Consider the following 14,543-nt stretch of genomic DNA (forward strand, 5'->3'; position numbering starts at 1 on the left):
GCTGAACCGGCGTTGTCGGACTGAAGTCCGACCCACAAAAGCCAGCCTCATCCCGCGGCTCAAACTTCAGTCCGACAACACAACCCGAACCTGCCCCGTCGAATCAAAACCCACCCCACAAAAGCCAGGCCCATCCCTGTGGGTCGGACTTCAGTCCGACATCCCCCGCCTGATACCGTGCTGTCGGACTGAAGTCCGACCCACGATCAGCGCAGGCGCAGGATGCGCACGGCACCGGCCAGCACCATCGCGCCGATGATGCTGCCCACTACCCAGTCCGGCCACGGGCTGCCGAGCCACGCAACCAAACCGCCGGCAACAATCACCCCCAGGTTGGCCAGCGCGTCGTTGGCCGTGAAGATATAGCTCGCCTTCATGTGGGCGCCCCCGTCCCGATGGCCGGCAATCAGCCACATGCAGCCCACGTTGGCGATCAGCGCCAGCACCGACACGCCCATCATCGCCAGCGCCACCGTCGTCGAGCCGTGCAGCACGTGCTCGGCCACCTGCCCGAACAAACCCAGCCCGAGCAGCAACTGCAACCAGCCGGCAAAGCGCGCCGCCTTCAATTGCAGGGCCGCGCCGCGCCCCACCGCGTACAGCGCCACCGCATACACCGCCGCGTCGGCAAACATGTCCAGGCCATCGGCCAGCAAACCCGACGACTCGGCCCACCAGCCGGCCAGCCCCTCGATCACGAACATCGCCGCGTTGATTGCCAGCAACCACGACAAGGCCCGCCGCTCGGCCGCCGGGTCGCTCACCTTGGCCACCGGCGCCCCCTCAGCGGGGCCACTGGCCAGACGCTCGCAGCCCATGCCCAGACGGGCGATGCGCGACTCGATCTCCTCCACCGGCACCGCGTGCCACACGCTCACCGTCCGCTCCAGCAGATCGAACTCCAGCCCGTGCGCCTGGCCATCCAGTGCCATGCGCACCAGCGACTCCTCGGCCGGACAATCCATGTCACCCACCCGGAAACGCGACACACAACGCGCCTCGCCCGGCGCTGCCACGGCCTCACCGCGGCTCACCCGCTCCGCCGCCACCCCGCCGCTACACCCGCACCCCGTCGAAGAACACGAAGATTCACTCATTCCCGGCACCCGCCTTTTTAAGCTGTGGGCCGGATTTTAATCCGGCAGCCTCATCCGGAATGACGCGTGTTGTCGGATTAAAATCCGCCCCACAGGAACGCGTCCCAATCTCCAGTCCACACTCTCCATGCCCACCGTCCCCATCCGCTACGTCGAACCCGTCTTCCGCCCGCCCTCCGAGGCCGAATCCCTGATCCTGCCGGTCACCGACGGCTGCTCATGGAACAACTGTACTTTTTGCGAGATGTACACCGCTCCGCAAAAGGCCTTCCGCGCCCGAAGCGAAGACGAAGTGCTCGACAGCATCCGCCACACCGGCGCGCGCTACGGCGCACAGATCCGGCGCGTCTTTCTGGCCGACGGCGACGCGCTGGTGCTGCCCACCCGCCGCCTGCTCGCCATCCTCGACGCCATCAAGCAGCACCTGCCCGCCGTGCATCGCGTCTCCAGCTACTGTCTGGCGCGCAACCTCAAGAAGAAGACCGTCGCCGAACTGGCCAGCCTGCGCGCCGCCGGCCTGCGCATGGTGTACCTCGGCGCCGAATCCGGCGACGACGACGTGCTCGCCAAGGTGAACAAGGGCGAAACCTTCGAGAGCACCCGCGACGCCCTCGACAAGCTTGGCGAAGCCGGCATCACCCGCTCGGTGATGATCCTCAACGGCCTCGGTGGCCGGGTGCTCAGCCAACAGCACGCCGACAACTCGGCCCGCCTCGCCAACGCCACCCAGCCGGAATTCCTGTCCACACTGGTGGTCAGCTTTCCCGGTGGCGAGGCCCGCTTTCGCGCTGGCTTTCCCGAATGGGAGCCCCTCGACCAGCAAGGCCTGTTCCGCGAGATGGAAGGCTTCCTGTCGCAACTCGCGCTGCGCCGCACGGTTTTCAGATCGGATCACGCCAGCAACTGGCTGGTCTTGAAAGGCACTCTCGGCGCCGACAAGGACAAATTGCTGGAACAGGTACGCAGCGCCATCACCGCACCCGCCAATGCGCACCTGCGACCTGCTTGGGCGCGGGGCTTATAAGCGTGCAGGGCCGCCAGATCTTTGTTCCGATCCATCGGATGATGATTACGATCAGCCACAAGTGTCTTCCGATAGTCCAGGATTGAGATCCGATGCGTCGGATACGTGTTCATGACTATCGGAATTGATTTCCGATAGTCATGAACAGAGTTATCAGCAGTCGAAATAATGTTTGCGACTATCGGAATAGAGTTCACGGCGGGCAGATATCGATCTGCGGCTGTCGGCAATTCTTACAGCAGCGCCAAACAAGTCTCCGCAAGAAAACAAATCGCTTTGTTATTCAACAGCTTTCTCTTTCCGGCAGGGACTTTGCTTATCACAGGAACAGGGCTTTTCATCCCGCGGAGGACTGTTCCATGTTTCCGTCTTCGTTTGCCAGGCGCCTTGCGCCCACGCTTCTCGCGCTGCTGTGTCTCGCGGCGCTCCCGTCCCTCGCCAGGGCTACCGTGGTGGCCAGCACCATCAAGGGCAGCGATTCGATCTGGCTGGCAGGCAGAACCGACCTGCTCATCCCCGATGCGAGCCAGCCCTGGCCCGGCGGCATGGTCCGCCACGCGGGGCCGACACCGGAAGAGATCAAGGAAACACTGCCTCCCGGCTTTGCCGTCACCGCCGGCTCGGTCATTCGGGTGCTCGACCCGGCGAGCGGTGGCATCAGCTTTTTCAACGGTTTCGGGGGCACGACCTATGGGCCCGAAGGCAATGGTGTTCCGGGCAGCAGCAGCATCAGTGCCTTTGGTGGCCTGAGTGGCTATCTGGGCACCCAGGGCGCGCTGGTGGGCGTCTTTCTGAGCGATGGCGTTCCGGTGAGCAACCCGCCGGCCACCCTGGATTTCACCAACGCCGGGCTGGGCATCAACTTCCTCACCCTGGCGCCGGAACTCCAGCAAGTGTTCTATATCGGCAATGGCGTCACAAGCGGCGGCGTGTTCCAGGAATTCATCGCCCCCGCAGGGGCCACGCGGGTGTTCTTCGGCATTTCCGACTCCTTCAACTTCAATGGGGCGCCGGGCGCCTTCGATGACAACGACGGGGCCTACCAGATTCGTGTCGGCATCAATGAAGATCCGGGCAATCCGATCACCAACCCGGTGCCCGAGCCATCGGGCCTGCTTTTGCTTGCCGCAGGGATGGGGCTGTTGTGGCGGTCGCGACGCAGCATCTAGGCAGCACCTTCCGGCAAGCAGGGCCCTTCTCCGGGCCCTTTTTCATGTCCACGTCCGGCACGCCCCTGCTCGCTCGCCCATCGTGCGGCAGCACGCACCCTTTCACGGGTGGCGGCAGACGGCGGTGCTATGCTCGCCGGGTTCGCGGCCGGGTTCGCCCCCGCCCGCCCGACCGTTTTCCGGAGTCGTGCCCATGAAATCCGCTTTTGTTGTGCGCCGCGCCAGCGTGGCGATCCTGCTGGCCTTCGCCGCCCCGACCCTGCTGGCCCAGATGCCCGCCCCGGCGGCCGTCAAGCCCGTCCCTGCCGGCATCAAGCCCGCCATCCCGCAGCCCGCCAGCGTCCTCCCGGCGCCCGCCGCAACCCCCGGCGCGCTGCCCGTCGATCCGAACGCGCCGGTTGCCCCCCTCACGCCTCCCCCGCCACCGCTGTCCGACATCATCTTCACCAACGGCGACGTGATCACCCTCGACGACAAGCGCCCGAGCGCCCAGGCAGTGGCGATCAAGGGCAGCAAGATCCTCGCCGTGGGCAAGACCAAGGACATCCTGGCACGCTGGAAGAGCGAAGGCACCGAGGTGGTCGACCTGGCCGGCAAGACGCTCGTGCCGGGCTTTATCGACGCCTGGGGGCAGATGTCACGCCTTGGTTTGTACTCGGTGGCGGCCCAGTTGCAGGCCCCGCCCCTCGGGCCGGTGAGCGATACCGGCAGCCTGCTGCGGCAACTCCGCGAATGGTCGAAGGGCGAGCTGGCCCAGCGCTTCGGCTGGATCATCGGTGTCGGCTACGACGACAGCCGCCTGCGCGAGCAACGCGCGCCAAGCCGCAACGATCTGGATTCGGTCTATCGCGACAAGCCGGTGATCATCATTCACCAGTCGGGCCGCCAGCTGGTGGCCAACAGCAAGGCCCTCGAGCTGGCCGGCATCAGCCGCGACAGCATCGACCCGCCGGGCGGCCACATCAGCCGCTGGCCGGGCTCGAAGGAACCGGACGGACTGCTCGAAGGTTCTGCCGCCGTGGCCCTCATCGGCGCCCTGCCCCAGCTGGGCAAGGACGATCGCCAGGCGATGATCCAGCAGGGCCAGAGCCTGTACCTGAAGAACGGCTACACCACCGCCGTCGAGGCCCGCGCCACGCCGGACGACTTTGCGCTGTACACCCAGGCCGCCGATCTTGGCGCGCTCAAGCTCGACGTGGCCCTCTACGCCGACCTGCCCACCAGCGCCGCCGCCCTCAAGGGCCACAAGAGCATCGGCCCCAAGTATTACAAGAGCCACCTGCGCCTGGCCGGCGTGTCCTTCACGCTCGACGGCAGCGCCGACGAGCGCAGCGCCTGGCTGACCCAGCCTTACCAGTATCCGCCGGCCGGCAAGCGCAGTGGCTTCACCGGCTACCAGACCATCAGCGACGAGGTGGTCGGCGACTTGCTCGGCAGCGCCTACGCCAACGGCTGGCAGGTGGCGGTGCAGGCCAACGGCGACGCGGCCATCGCACAGTTCATCAGCGGCATCCGCAACGCCGCCGGCGCACATCCGGGCAAGGATCGGCGCCCGCTGCTGGTGGGTGCGCAGATGATCCGCGACGACCAGCTCGATGCACTGAAGGAACTCGGCGTCGGCGTGTCGCTGGCCCCGCAGCGCCTGAGCCTTGGCCTCGCCAGCCTCACCGACGACGCCCTCGGCGCCGAGCGCACGGCACGCTTCATCCCCGCCGCCGCCGCGCTTCGCCACGGCGTGCCGGTGCTGCTGCATGCCGACAATGCGCTCGTCGAACCGGCGCCCTTCGGCGTACTGGCCGCCGCCATCCAGCGCCCGGTCGGCGAAGATCAGCAATTGACCCCGCTGGACGCCCTCAAGGCCCTGACGCTGCTGCCGGCACGCCAGATCGGCGAAGAGAAGATCAAGGGCAGCATCACCGCCGGCAAGCTCGCCGACCTCACCGTGCTGTCCGCCAACCCGCTCAAGACCCCCGCCGACAAACTCGGCGACATCCGGGTCATCGGCACGCTGAAGGAAGGCGTAACCGTGTTCGGCAGCAACGAAGGCGGCGTCCCGATCACCCGCTAAAAGCAGCCCGTGGGTAGGACTTCAGTCCGACATCCACCGGCTGGGAGCACGCAGTCGGACTGAAGTCCGACCCACAGGGCGCGCGGCCGGGGCCGAGCGGGTTGGCATGCTGACGGAAGGCGTAACGGTGAACGGCGGCACGAAGCCCACACCCCGATCACCCACCAAGGCTTACCCGTGGGTCGGACTTCAGTCCGACATCCACCGGCTGGAAGCACGCAGTCGGACTGAAGTCCGACCCACAGGGCGCGCGGTCGGGGCGGAGCGGGTTGGCATGCTGAAGGAAGGCCTGACGGTGGGCGGGCAGCGCGAAGCCCACACCCCGATCACCCGCCAAGGCTTACCCGTGGGTCGGACTTCAGTCCGACATCCACCGGCTGGGAATGCGCAGTCGGACTGAAGTCCGACCCACGGGGCACGCGGCCGGGGCGGAGCGGGTTGGCATGCTGAAGGAAGGCCTGACGGTGGGCGGGCAGCACGAAACCCACACCCCGATCACCCACCAAGGCTTACCCGTGGGTCGGACTTCAGTCCGACATCCACCGGCTGGGAGCGCGCAGTCGGACTGAAGTCCGACCCACAGGGCGCGCGGCCGGGGCGGAGCGGGTTGGCATGCTGAAGGAAGGCGTAACGGTGAGCGGCGTCACGAAGCCCACATCCCGATCACCCACCAAGGCTTACCCGTGGGTCGGACTTTAGTCCGACATCCACCGGCTGGGAGTGCGCAGTCGGACTAAAGTCCGACCCACGGGGGAGTCCGCTTATTTGAGGCTTGAGAGGTAGTCGACGACGGCTTCGATGTTTTTCTCGCCGAGGCCGGTCACGGCGGCGGTCATCGGCGGGTAGGTCCGTTCGCCGCTCATGTCGAGATAGCGCCGGATATTGCGGCGCAGGTATTCGGCCTGCTGGCCGGCCAGGCGCGGAAAGCTCTCGCCGCCCTTGGCATCGGCACCATGGCAGCGGGCACAGTTCTTCTGGAACAGCTCGCGGCCGGCCGCGGCCTGTGCTCCCGGCGTGGCTACCGATGGCGCGACCTGCTGGGCGGCGTAGAACACCGCGATGGTGGCCTTGTCCTCGGCACTCAGCACCTTCATCAGGCCCTGCATGAAGGCATCCTTGCGCTTGCCGGCCAGAAAGGCGTCGATCTGGCTGAGGATGTACAGCGGATGCTGACCAGCCAGGTTGGGGACTTCAACGTACTTGCTCAGACCGCTTTCACCGTGGCAGTTGGCGCAGAAGAAGGCCGCCTTCTTGCCGGCATCCTGGGCCGCTTTCTGGTCGGCCGGCTTGGCGCGCGCCAGACGCTCGAGATGTTCTCGCGATGTGGGTGCGGTTTCGGCCAGCGCCGGGCCAACCAGCACCGCCAGCATCAGCCCGAGGAGCGCCCGACGGGCGAAGGCGCCCCCGAAGGCGCCTGCTTTGATCAACATTCCGGATTTCCTCAGTGTGTTCCGTCGCGGGCAGCCCGCGGCGGCGGAGCGCGAATTGTAATCCGCTGGCATCGCCGCAAGCGGAAGCCGAAACACAAATCACGCGATGTGCCGGGTGCCCCTACTACAATCCCGCCCTTGCCCCACTCCGGAAGCCTCGCCATGCCCTCCGCCACTGCACCCGTTTCCGCCTCCGTTGCCATCATCGGGGGTGGCCCCGCCGGCCTGATGGCTGCCGAAACCCTGGCCCGGGCCGGGGTGCAGGTGGATCTCTTCGATGCGATGCCGTCGGTGGGGCGCAAGTTCCTGCTGGCCGGCCGCGGCGGGCTCAACATCACCCATTCGGAAGCCTTCGCGGCCTTCGCCAGCCGTTACGGCAGCCGCCGGGCGCAGATCGAACCGCTGCTCGCCGCCTTCACGCCGCAAGCCCTGCGCGAGTGGGTCGAGGCACTGGGGGTGACGACCTTCGTCGGCACGTCGGGGCGCGTCTTTCCGGACGGGATGAAGGCCGCACCGCTGCTGCGCGCCTGGCTGCAACGCCTGCGCGAGGCCGGCGTGCGCTTTCACATGCGCCATCGCTGGATCGGCTGGCATGCGGATGGCAACCTCGCCTTCAGCACACCCAACGGCCCGCGCCACTACACGGCCAACGCGACGGTGCTGGCGCTGGGGGGCGGCAGTTGGGCGAAGCTCGGCTCGGACGGTGCCTGGGTGCCACTGCTCGCCGAACGCGGTGTGGATGTGGCACCGCTGCAGCCGGCCAATTGCGGCTTCATCGTCGCCTCGCCCCGGGCCGAGCACAGCACCGGCTGGAGCGAGCACTTCCGCAGCCGCTTTGCCGGCCAGCCGATCAAATCCATCGCCATGTGCCTTGACGGCGACACCACGCCGGCCCGCCCGGGTGAAGCGATGATCAGCGACGACGGCATCGAGGGCAGTCTGGTGTATGCCCTGTCGGCGCCCATCCGCGATGCGATCCACAGCGGCGGCAGCGCGACCCTGCTGGTCGACCTGTCTCCCGATCGTTCGCCGGAGCGGATTCAGGCCGAGGTGGCTCATCCCCGTGGGGCGCGTTCCCTGTCGAGCCATCTGCAGAGCCGGGTTGGCATCAGCGGGGTCAAGATGGCCTTGTTGCGCGAATGCCTGACGGCCGATGAACTGGCTGACACGACCCGCCTGGCCGCGGCCATCAAGGCGCTGCCCCTGCGTCTGGTGGCGACACGCCCGCTCGACGAGGCGATCAGCAGTGCCGGTGGTGTGCGCTTCGAGGACCTGGATGCGCAGTTGATGCTGCGCGCCATGCCGGGCGTGTTTTGCAGTGGCGAGATGCTCGACTGGGAGGCGCCGACCGGCGGTTACCTGCTCAGCGCCTGTTTCGCCAGCGGCAAGGCGGTGGGCGAGGGCGTGCTGGCCTGGCTGGCAGCGCGCTGACCGGCCCCGGCCGCTCTCAGGCCACGCCGGCCAGCAGCCGGTCGCACGTGGCCATGAAACGCGCCATCGCCGTGGCCTGGGTGAAGCCCTGGTTGCGCTCCCGGTAAGCCTGGGCCCGTTCGCCAAACTCCGGCGCGCTGAAGACCTTGCGCAGCATCTTGTCGATGTCCTTCGGCGGCTGCTGGTGCCAGTGCCACAGGCCGCAACCGGTCTGCTCGAAGCGCCGGCTGGTCATGATCTGTTCCATCTGCAGCGGCAGCACGAACAGCGGCTTGCCGGCAGCCAGCATCACATCCACGGTGCCCCCGGCGTGGCACACCGCCAGATCGCATTCCTCGCGCACCCGGCTCATCTTCAAGGGCGCCGAGCTGAACGCCAGGTTGGCGGTCTGCAGGCGCTCGACCGTCTGTTTGGCCAGGCCCGGGGCGAAGATCAGCACGCTGGCGTCGAGCTTGCCAAGGGCCGTAATCAGCACCTCGATGTGCGCGTAGTGGGGCTTGAGGTAGGCGAAGACCTTGCGGGTCTTGCCGGCCGGCCAGCGCGGCTCGACGCCGTGCTCGATGCTGTTGATGGCGCCCACATAGTTGTCGGGATCACGCGGGCCGTATACGTCCAGCTCCGGAGCGCCGGTGATGAGGGTCGCCTCGGCAGCGTAGAGGTCGGCCACCCGTTCGAGCAGCGGCGCGCCCAGCGCAGCCAGCGCGTGGTTGGCGTTGCGCACCAGCTTCTCTTCGCAGTCGCGCTCCCGCGACGGCGCACCGGCTTTCGGGTCCCACCACTGGTAGAGCGGCATGGGCGTGGCCTGGCGCGGCACGGCAAAGCTGTTGCCGGTGATCAGGCGCGGCAGACCCAGGCCACGGCTGGCCAGCAGGGCCGTGGGCGCATGATCGAAGACCAGCATGTCGGGCTTGAGCAATTCGAAAAGCTTGCGCCACGCCCGCACGATGGAGAGCAGCCCGGCCGGCTGCAGAAAGCCGAACAGGAAGAGCGTCTCGGTGAAGTTGAGCGCCGGCGGCAGACCCGACACCGGCGGCAGCCACAGGGGCGCCTGCAGGTATTCAAGGCCGTAGGGGCCGAGCATTTCGTCGGCGCGGGAGATGTCGCGCAGGATCATCACCGGCCGGTGGCCACGCTCGCGCAGGGCCTGGGCGATGGGCAGGAAGCGGCCGATGTGACCGTAGTCGGAACCGAGTTCCCAGATGAGGGCAATGGTGGCCATGGAATCGAAAATGAAAATGGGCGCCGCGAAGGCGCCCATTAGACCGCAATGAGCGGGGAGCGTCAGCGTGGTCGGCGGACTCGTCCGACACCCAGGCCGGCAAGACCGAGGCTCAGCAGCGCCAGGGTGCCGGGCAGCGGCACGACGTTGGCCGCCGTGGCGGTAATGCCGAAGGTGGCGTTGGTCGGCGGCAGGGTGTTCGCGTCGATGCCGCCCGGATCGCCGAGGCCGGCGTCGATGTAGGCCGTACGGTAACAGGTGCCGCCATAACCACCATAGCCGCCGTAGCCATCCTCCACCACCGTCATCGGGGCGATGACATCCGGACCATAGCCGCCATAACCGTTGTCACCGTTGCAGGCGTAGCTCTGCGCAACATAGGAGCCGCTCGCCGTGGTCACCAGGTCGAAATCGATGTTCATGCTTTCGCCGACACCGAGAATGCCCAGATCAAGGCTCACGTTGGTACCGTTCCAGTAGTACCAGGCCGAGTTGCTGTCGGAACCGCCGGTGGCGCCATTGAGGGCGTTGCTGGCGGTGACGTTGCCGCTGGAATCGAGCAGCGCGGAGCTGGCGAACAGGGTCGAAGAGGTGTTCTTCTTGATGCTCAGGTCGTAGCCAGCGCTGCCACTGCCGGCCAGCTGGTTGTAGTTGCCGATGCTCAGGCCGCCGTAATAGATGAAGAAGTTCAGCGTGTACTGGGTGGCGGCCGCGTTGTTGTTGATGACCGACAGGGTGCGATGGAAGGTCGCGGTGCTGTCAAAAGTGCCATTGCCGTAGGCTGACGCACGATAGGTGCCGTGGTCGTTGCCCCATGCACTGGCGAAGGCGCTGTTGCCATCCGCGCCATAGACGCTGGCGGAGTCGGTGACATAGGTGGCGCCGGTGGTCGGCCCGAAGCTGCTGGTGGTACCGGCAGTGGCGGAACCACTGGAAGTCAGCACATCGGCCTGGGCCGGCATGGCGGCCAGGGCCCCGAGGCTCATCAGGGCAATAACCAGGGTACGCATTGGATTGGTCTTGATCATGGATGGATTTATAAGTTTTTCGAGTAGAAAAATACCCACAAGCAGGTAGTGACACAAAGCAGGTTTCAGGCCCAAACCCATAAACAACTGATTTACATGAAACTCCCGTTCGGCATGGAAAGGGATTGCGGACGGGGTGTAAATAAATGCGACTAGCATCAATCGGCATGCCGGATTATTCAAATATATAACTAAAGTAATAATCGACCGCGTCGTAATGCCTGACCTACCCCGCGTCCCGGATTCTCATCATGAAACTGACCCAACGCCTCGTGATTGCCCTGAGCACCGCACTGATCGCCCTGCTCGGCATCGGCGCACTCGGCCTGTGGCAACTGAAGCAGGCCAACGCCCGCTTTGAATACATCCAGGCCAACATCTTTCCGAGCCTGCGCGTCATGCAGGAGGCCCGCGGCTTCCTGACCAACAGCCGGATGAGCACCTACCAGCACGCCCTGATGTCCGACCCGGCCCACCACAAGGAAGTCGAGCGGGCGATCCAGGAAGCCGACGAAAAACTCGACGCGAAGCTCAGCGAATACGAACAGAACTTCATTTCCGACGACACCGACCGCCAGTTGCTGGTCGCCGATCGCGCCGCCCTCAAGATTTATCGCGCCACCCGCTCGCTCTACCTTGAGAAGTCGAATGCCGGCGAGATGGAAACCGTGCGCACCATGCTGCGCACCAATCTGAAAGAAGACGCCCTGGCCGCGCGCGGCAGCCTGGCCAAGCACGAGGAGTTCAACTACGCGATGGGCGAAAAGCTGCGCCAGGAAAACGCCGCTGATTACACCGCTGCCCTGTGGACCGTCGGCGGCGTCCTAGCCGCCGCCTTCATCATTGTCGGAATCCTGGCCTCACTGCTCATCACGTCCCTGCGCGAAAGCCTCGACGGCATCCGCGGCACGCTGGTGCACGTCAATGCCTCCCTCGATTTCACCGCCCGGGCACCGGTCAAGCGCATGGACGAAATCGGCGAAACCGCCACCGCCTTCAACCAGTTGCTGTCCAAGCTGCAGGAGAACTTCCACAGCCTCATCGAAGGTGCCCGCACGGTGGCCGGCGCGAGCCGCGAAATGAATCAGGCCTCGATCCAGGTTTCCACCGCTGCCGGGCAGCAGAGCGAAGCCTCCTCGGCCATCGCCGCCACCGTCGAGGAAATGACTGTCAGCATCAATCATGTGGGCGACCGGGCCACTGAAGCCCACCAGTTGGCCGGCAAGTCCGGCGAGATGGCCAAGGCCGGTTCCGCCACCATCGACCACACGATCCGGGACATCCGCAGCATTTCCCAGTCGGTCAGCGCCGCCGCCGGCTCGCTGCGCGAATTGAGTGCCCAGGGCGAACGCGTCGGCACCGTCGTTCAGGTCATCAAGGAAGTGGCCGACCAGACCAACCTGCTGGCCCTCAACGCCGCCATCGAAGCCGCCCGCGCCGGTGAACAGGGCCGCGGCTTCGCGGTGGTGGCCGACGAAGTCCGCAAGCTCGCCGAACGCACCTCCAGCTCGACCCAGGAAATCGCCTCCACCATCGAGGCGATGCGCCGGCACTCCATGCAGGCTGCCGCCGAAATGCAGGCCGCTGAAAGCCTCGTGACCCAAAGCGTAGCGCGCGCCGACGACACCGACCGGGCCGTTCATGAAATCGGCGCAGCGGCCACCGCCACCGCCCATACCGTCGCCGAGATTTCCGACGCCATCCGCGAACAGGGCGCCGCCAGCAACAACATTGCCGTGCAGATCGAACGCATTGCCCAGATGGCCGAAGAGTCGGCCGCCGCTGCCGCGCAATCCTCCAGCAGTGCGCGCCGCCTCGACGAGCAGGCGCGGCACCAGATCGCCACCCTGGAGCAATACCGGGTCTGACCGGTGGGCGGGGAACCGCCCGCCCTTGTTCCCGGTCAATCGGGCATCGCTTCCTGTTGATGCCCGCCCCGTGCGCCTTTCCCCAAGCTCCGACCCAGAGCTCGCCGCCCGCCTCACCGCGGTTTCCCCGAGCGACTACGCGCTGACCCGCAACCATCTGGACGGCGCCGTCACCGGCCTGTCCCCATGGATCACCCACGGCAGCGTGACGCTCCCCGAATTGGTCGAACACTTCCAGCTCCAGCCGGACGACAAGCTGGCCTTCCAGTTCGGCTGGCGGGAGTTTTTCCATCACGTGTGGGGACAACTGGGCGAGGGCATCTTCGCCGACATCCGCCCCGGCCTGCCCGGCGTGACCTACGCCGGCACCCTGCCCGCCGATATCCGCGAAGCGCGAAGCGGCATTCCAACCATCGACCGCAGCGTGGTCGAGCTGTACGCCACCGGCTACCTGCACAACCACGCCCGCCTGTGGCTGGCCAGCTACACGGTGCATCTGCGCAAGGTGCACTGGCGCGTCGCCGCCGACTGGCTCTACGGCCATCTGCGCGACGGCGACCTGGCCGCCAATCACCTGTCCTGGCAATGGGTGGCCGCCACCTTCAGCAGCAAACCCTATCTCTTCAACGCCGACAACGTGGCCCGTTTCGCGCCGGCCGACTGGCATTGCCCTGGCAGCGTGCTGGACACCCGCTACGAGCGGCTGGAGGAAATCGCCCGTCACAGCACCGCACTCGACGCCTCGCCCCCCACCGGCGACGGCGTCCTCGAACCACCGCTGCACGGAGAGCCGCCCCTCCACCTCATCAGCCCCGCCGATTTCCTGTCACCCGACAGCAGCGGGCCGTTGCACCTCGTCCATCCCTGGGCCCTGCGGCCGGTGCCGGCTGGCAGCGGCCGACGCATCGGCGTCATCCACCTGCCCTTCCACCGGCGCTTTCCCTGGTCGGCGGAACGCTGGGCCTTCGTGCTGCCGCGTCTGCGGGCCGTCACCGACGCCCTTTTCATCGGCGACATCGCCACCCTGAACGACCACGTCAGCGCCGAAGCGACCCTCAACCCCGGCTACCGGGATGCCCTCGCCGCCATCGGCGCCGAACTCACGCCTGCTCCACGCTGGCTGCCCGATCCGCCGGAACTATGCCCATCCTTCAGCCGTTTCTGGCAACAGACCGCCGGGCGCCGCCATGCAGGGCGCTGGCACGCCTGATTCCGAACTGACATCCGCTCCACAGGTCCGCCACCCATGTCGTCTTCCGCCTTCCGCGGCAACAAGCAAAGCCTGCCCAGCAAGCCCTGCGCCGCCTGCGCTCGCCCCATGACCTGGCGGCGCAAATGGGCGCGCTGCTGGGACGAAGTCAAATACTGCTCCGACGCCTGCCGCCGCACAGCGCTCAAATCCAAGCCATGAGTTGCATGAACCCGCGCTGACTCAGTGGCCCTCGACCGGACTCGCGGCCAGCGCCGCGTCGAAGCGCATCAGCGCCGCCTGAAAGCGTGCCACCCGCAGCGCCGGCGTGCTGCCCTCCGGCGCATGGGTCAGGTCCATCCATGTGGCGGGCGGCACCCCGGCCAGCGTGGCGTGACGCACAAACAGGGCCGCGCTGCTGCCATTGAAGAGGCTGCCGCCGCTGGCCATGACGACCGCCTGATTGATGCCCGCATGCACGCCGGCCAGGTAAAGGTGCCGGTGGCGCAGGGAGAGGGTACTTTCGATACGCTGGCCGAGGCCGCTTTCGTCATCCTCGAAACGGGTTTGCAGGCGCGCAAACTCGTCCGCCGTGGTGACCGCCGGCCACTTTGCCGGCCCCACCCCCATCGATTCGGCCAGTACGCCGGCCTCGGCGACAAGGGGAGCGAGCCGGGCGTCGCCCTGCTGGCGTAGCGTCACATCCGACAAGGCCTGGCTGCCGAGCAGCTCGGCCACATAGCCCAGCTGCCAGCCCAGGCGAAAGGCACCCGAACGCCGCTCGGCCGGCAGGCGAGCTTCCGCCTCCCGGGAGCGGGCGGCCACCTCGGCCGCATCTTTGGCGGTGGAAGACCAGTCCAGCCGGGTCTGCCAGCGGCTGCCCAGCTCCGCCACGCCGAGCCAGAAATGCTGCAGCAGCAGATAAGTGCCCGCCAGCGCCAGGGTAATCAGCACAAAGCGCAACGCCTTCGGCATCCTGTCGGAAAACATGGCAGCGCTCCTATCCCCGCAGTGGTCCCG

At 66.6% G+C, this 14,543-nt stretch carries 12 protein-coding genes; 7 read left to right on the forward strand and 5 right to left on the reverse strand.

Annotated features, from left to right (window positions below):
* Positions 1-206 precede the first annotated feature (206 nt).
* The gene (locus tag ETQ85_RS02060; RefSeq protein WP_148577468.1) at positions 207-1,097 is read right to left on the reverse strand and encodes a cation efflux transmembrane domain-containing protein; all 891 of its coding nucleotides are present in this window, start codon (positions 1,095-1,097) and stop codon (positions 207-209) included.
* Positions 1,098-1,224: 127 nt separating this feature from the next.
* Between ETQ85_RS02060 and ETQ85_RS02065 the strand changes: the two genes are divergently transcribed.
* The 3 genes from ETQ85_RS02065 (at position 1,225) to ETQ85_RS02075 (ending at position 5,358) form a co-directional block, all read left to right on the forward strand.
* Positions 1,225-2,121 carry a radical SAM protein gene (locus tag ETQ85_RS02065; protein WP_148577469.1) on the forward strand — a complete coding sequence of 299 codons (897 nt, stop codon included), beginning with the start codon at positions 1,225-1,227 and terminating at the stop codon, positions 2,119-2,121.
* Positions 2,122-2,480: 359 nt separating this feature from the next.
* A complete protein-coding gene (locus ETQ85_RS02070; protein WP_148577470.1) occupies positions 2,481-3,290 on the forward strand; it encodes a PEP-CTERM sorting domain-containing protein in 810 nt (269 codons plus the stop codon).
* Between the two features lie 193 nt (positions 3,291-3,483).
* Positions 3,484-5,358 (forward strand): amidohydrolase, encoded by a 1,875-nt coding sequence (locus ETQ85_RS02075; RefSeq protein WP_148577471.1) that lies wholly within the window; start codon positions 3,484-3,486, stop codon positions 5,356-5,358.
* Between the two features lie 761 nt (positions 5,359-6,119).
* Here ETQ85_RS02075 and ETQ85_RS02080 read toward each other — a convergent pair.
* Complete coding sequence (locus tag ETQ85_RS02080) at positions 6,120-6,788, reverse strand: c-type cytochrome (RefSeq protein WP_246128588.1); 669 nt, start codon at positions 6,786-6,788, stop codon at positions 6,120-6,122.
* A 162-nt stretch (positions 6,789-6,950) separates the two neighbouring features.
* On the opposite strand from ETQ85_RS02080, the gene ETQ85_RS02085 reads away from it, so the two are divergent.
* Complete coding sequence (locus tag ETQ85_RS02085) at positions 6,951-8,219, forward strand: BaiN/RdsA family NAD(P)/FAD-dependent oxidoreductase (protein WP_148577472.1); 1,269 nt, start codon at positions 6,951-6,953, stop codon at positions 8,217-8,219.
* A gap of 16 nt (positions 8,220-8,235) precedes the next feature.
* Here ETQ85_RS02085 and ETQ85_RS02090 read toward each other — a convergent pair whose 3' ends face one another.
* Positions 8,236-9,438: a glycosyltransferase gene (locus ETQ85_RS02090; RefSeq protein ID WP_148577473.1), complete on the reverse strand. Its 1,203-nt coding sequence runs from the start codon at positions 9,436-9,438 to the stop codon at positions 8,236-8,238.
* Positions 9,439-9,500: 62 nt separating this feature from the next.
* The gene (locus ETQ85_RS02095; protein ID WP_222862027.1) at positions 9,501-10,466 is read right to left on the reverse strand and encodes a hypothetical protein; all 966 of its coding nucleotides are present in this window, start codon (positions 10,464-10,466) and stop codon (positions 9,501-9,503) included.
* A gap of 251 nt (positions 10,467-10,717) precedes the next feature.
* On the opposite strand from ETQ85_RS02095, the gene ETQ85_RS02100 reads away from it, so the two are divergent.
* The 3 genes from ETQ85_RS02100 (at position 10,718) to ETQ85_RS27225 (ending at position 13,745) form a co-directional block, all read left to right on the forward strand.
* Entirely contained in the window at positions 10,718-12,334 is a 1,617-nt protein-coding gene (locus ETQ85_RS02100) for a methyl-accepting chemotaxis protein (RefSeq protein ID WP_148577475.1), read from the forward strand.
* Positions 12,335-12,404: 70 nt separating this feature from the next.
* The gene (locus tag ETQ85_RS02105; RefSeq protein WP_148577476.1) at positions 12,405-13,544 is read left to right on the forward strand and encodes an FAD-binding domain-containing protein; all 1,140 of its coding nucleotides are present in this window, start codon (positions 12,405-12,407) and stop codon (positions 13,542-13,544) included.
* Positions 13,545-13,580: 36 nt separating this feature from the next.
* Positions 13,581-13,745 carry a DUF2256 domain-containing protein gene (locus ETQ85_RS27225; protein ID WP_148577477.1) on the forward strand — a complete coding sequence of 55 codons (165 nt, stop codon included), beginning with the start codon at positions 13,581-13,583 and terminating at the stop codon, positions 13,743-13,745.
* A gap of 21 nt (positions 13,746-13,766) precedes the next feature.
* Here the strand turns inward: ETQ85_RS27225 and ETQ85_RS02115 are convergent, their stop codons facing one another.
* Positions 13,767-14,513 carry a hypothetical protein gene (locus ETQ85_RS02115; protein ID WP_148577478.1) on the reverse strand — a complete coding sequence of 249 codons (747 nt, stop codon included), beginning with the start codon at positions 14,511-14,513 and terminating at the stop codon, positions 13,767-13,769.
* Positions 14,514-14,543: the final 30 nt, after the last annotated feature.

The sequence above is a fragment of the Zoogloea oleivorans genome (assembly GCF_008107625.1).
Taxonomy (GTDB): domain Bacteria; phylum Pseudomonadota; class Gammaproteobacteria; order Burkholderiales; family Rhodocyclaceae; genus Zoogloea; species Zoogloea oleivorans.

Excerpts from the sequence above, each read along its gene's own strand:
- ETQ85_RS02060 (WP_148577468.1), bottom strand. The coding sequence starts at position 1,097 with ATGAGTGAATCTTCGTGTTCTTCGACGGGGTGCGGGTGTAGCGGCGGG.
- ETQ85_RS02065 (WP_148577469.1), top strand. The coding sequence starts at position 1,225 with ATGCCCACCGTCCCCATCCGCTACGTCGAACCCGTCTTCCGCCCGCCC.
- ETQ85_RS02070 (WP_148577470.1), top strand. The coding sequence starts at position 2,481 with ATGTTTCCGTCTTCGTTTGCCAGGCGCCTTGCGCCCACGCTTCTCGCG.
- ETQ85_RS02075 (WP_148577471.1), top strand. The coding sequence starts at position 3,484 with ATGAAATCCGCTTTTGTTGTGCGCCGCGCCAGCGTGGCGATCCTGCTG.
- ETQ85_RS02080 (WP_246128588.1), bottom strand. The coding sequence starts at position 6,788 with ATGTTGATCAAAGCAGGCGCCTTCGGGGGCGCCTTCGCCCGTCGGGCG.
- ETQ85_RS02085 (WP_148577472.1), top strand. The coding sequence starts at position 6,951 with ATGCCCTCCGCCACTGCACCCGTTTCCGCCTCCGTTGCCATCATCGGG.
- ETQ85_RS02090 (WP_148577473.1), bottom strand. The coding sequence starts at position 9,438 with ATGGCCACCATTGCCCTCATCTGGGAACTCGGTTCCGACTACGGTCAC.
- ETQ85_RS02095 (WP_222862027.1), bottom strand. The coding sequence starts at position 10,466 with ATGATCAAGACCAATCCAATGCGTACCCTGGTTATTGCCCTGATGAGC.
- ETQ85_RS02100 (WP_148577475.1), top strand. The coding sequence starts at position 10,718 with ATGAAACTGACCCAACGCCTCGTGATTGCCCTGAGCACCGCACTGATC.
- ETQ85_RS27225 (WP_148577477.1), top strand. The coding sequence starts at position 13,581 with ATGTCGTCTTCCGCCTTCCGCGGCAACAAGCAAAGCCTGCCCAGCAAG.
- ETQ85_RS02115 (WP_148577478.1), bottom strand. The coding sequence starts at position 14,513 with ATGTTTTCCGACAGGATGCCGAAGGCGTTGCGCTTTGTGCTGATTACC.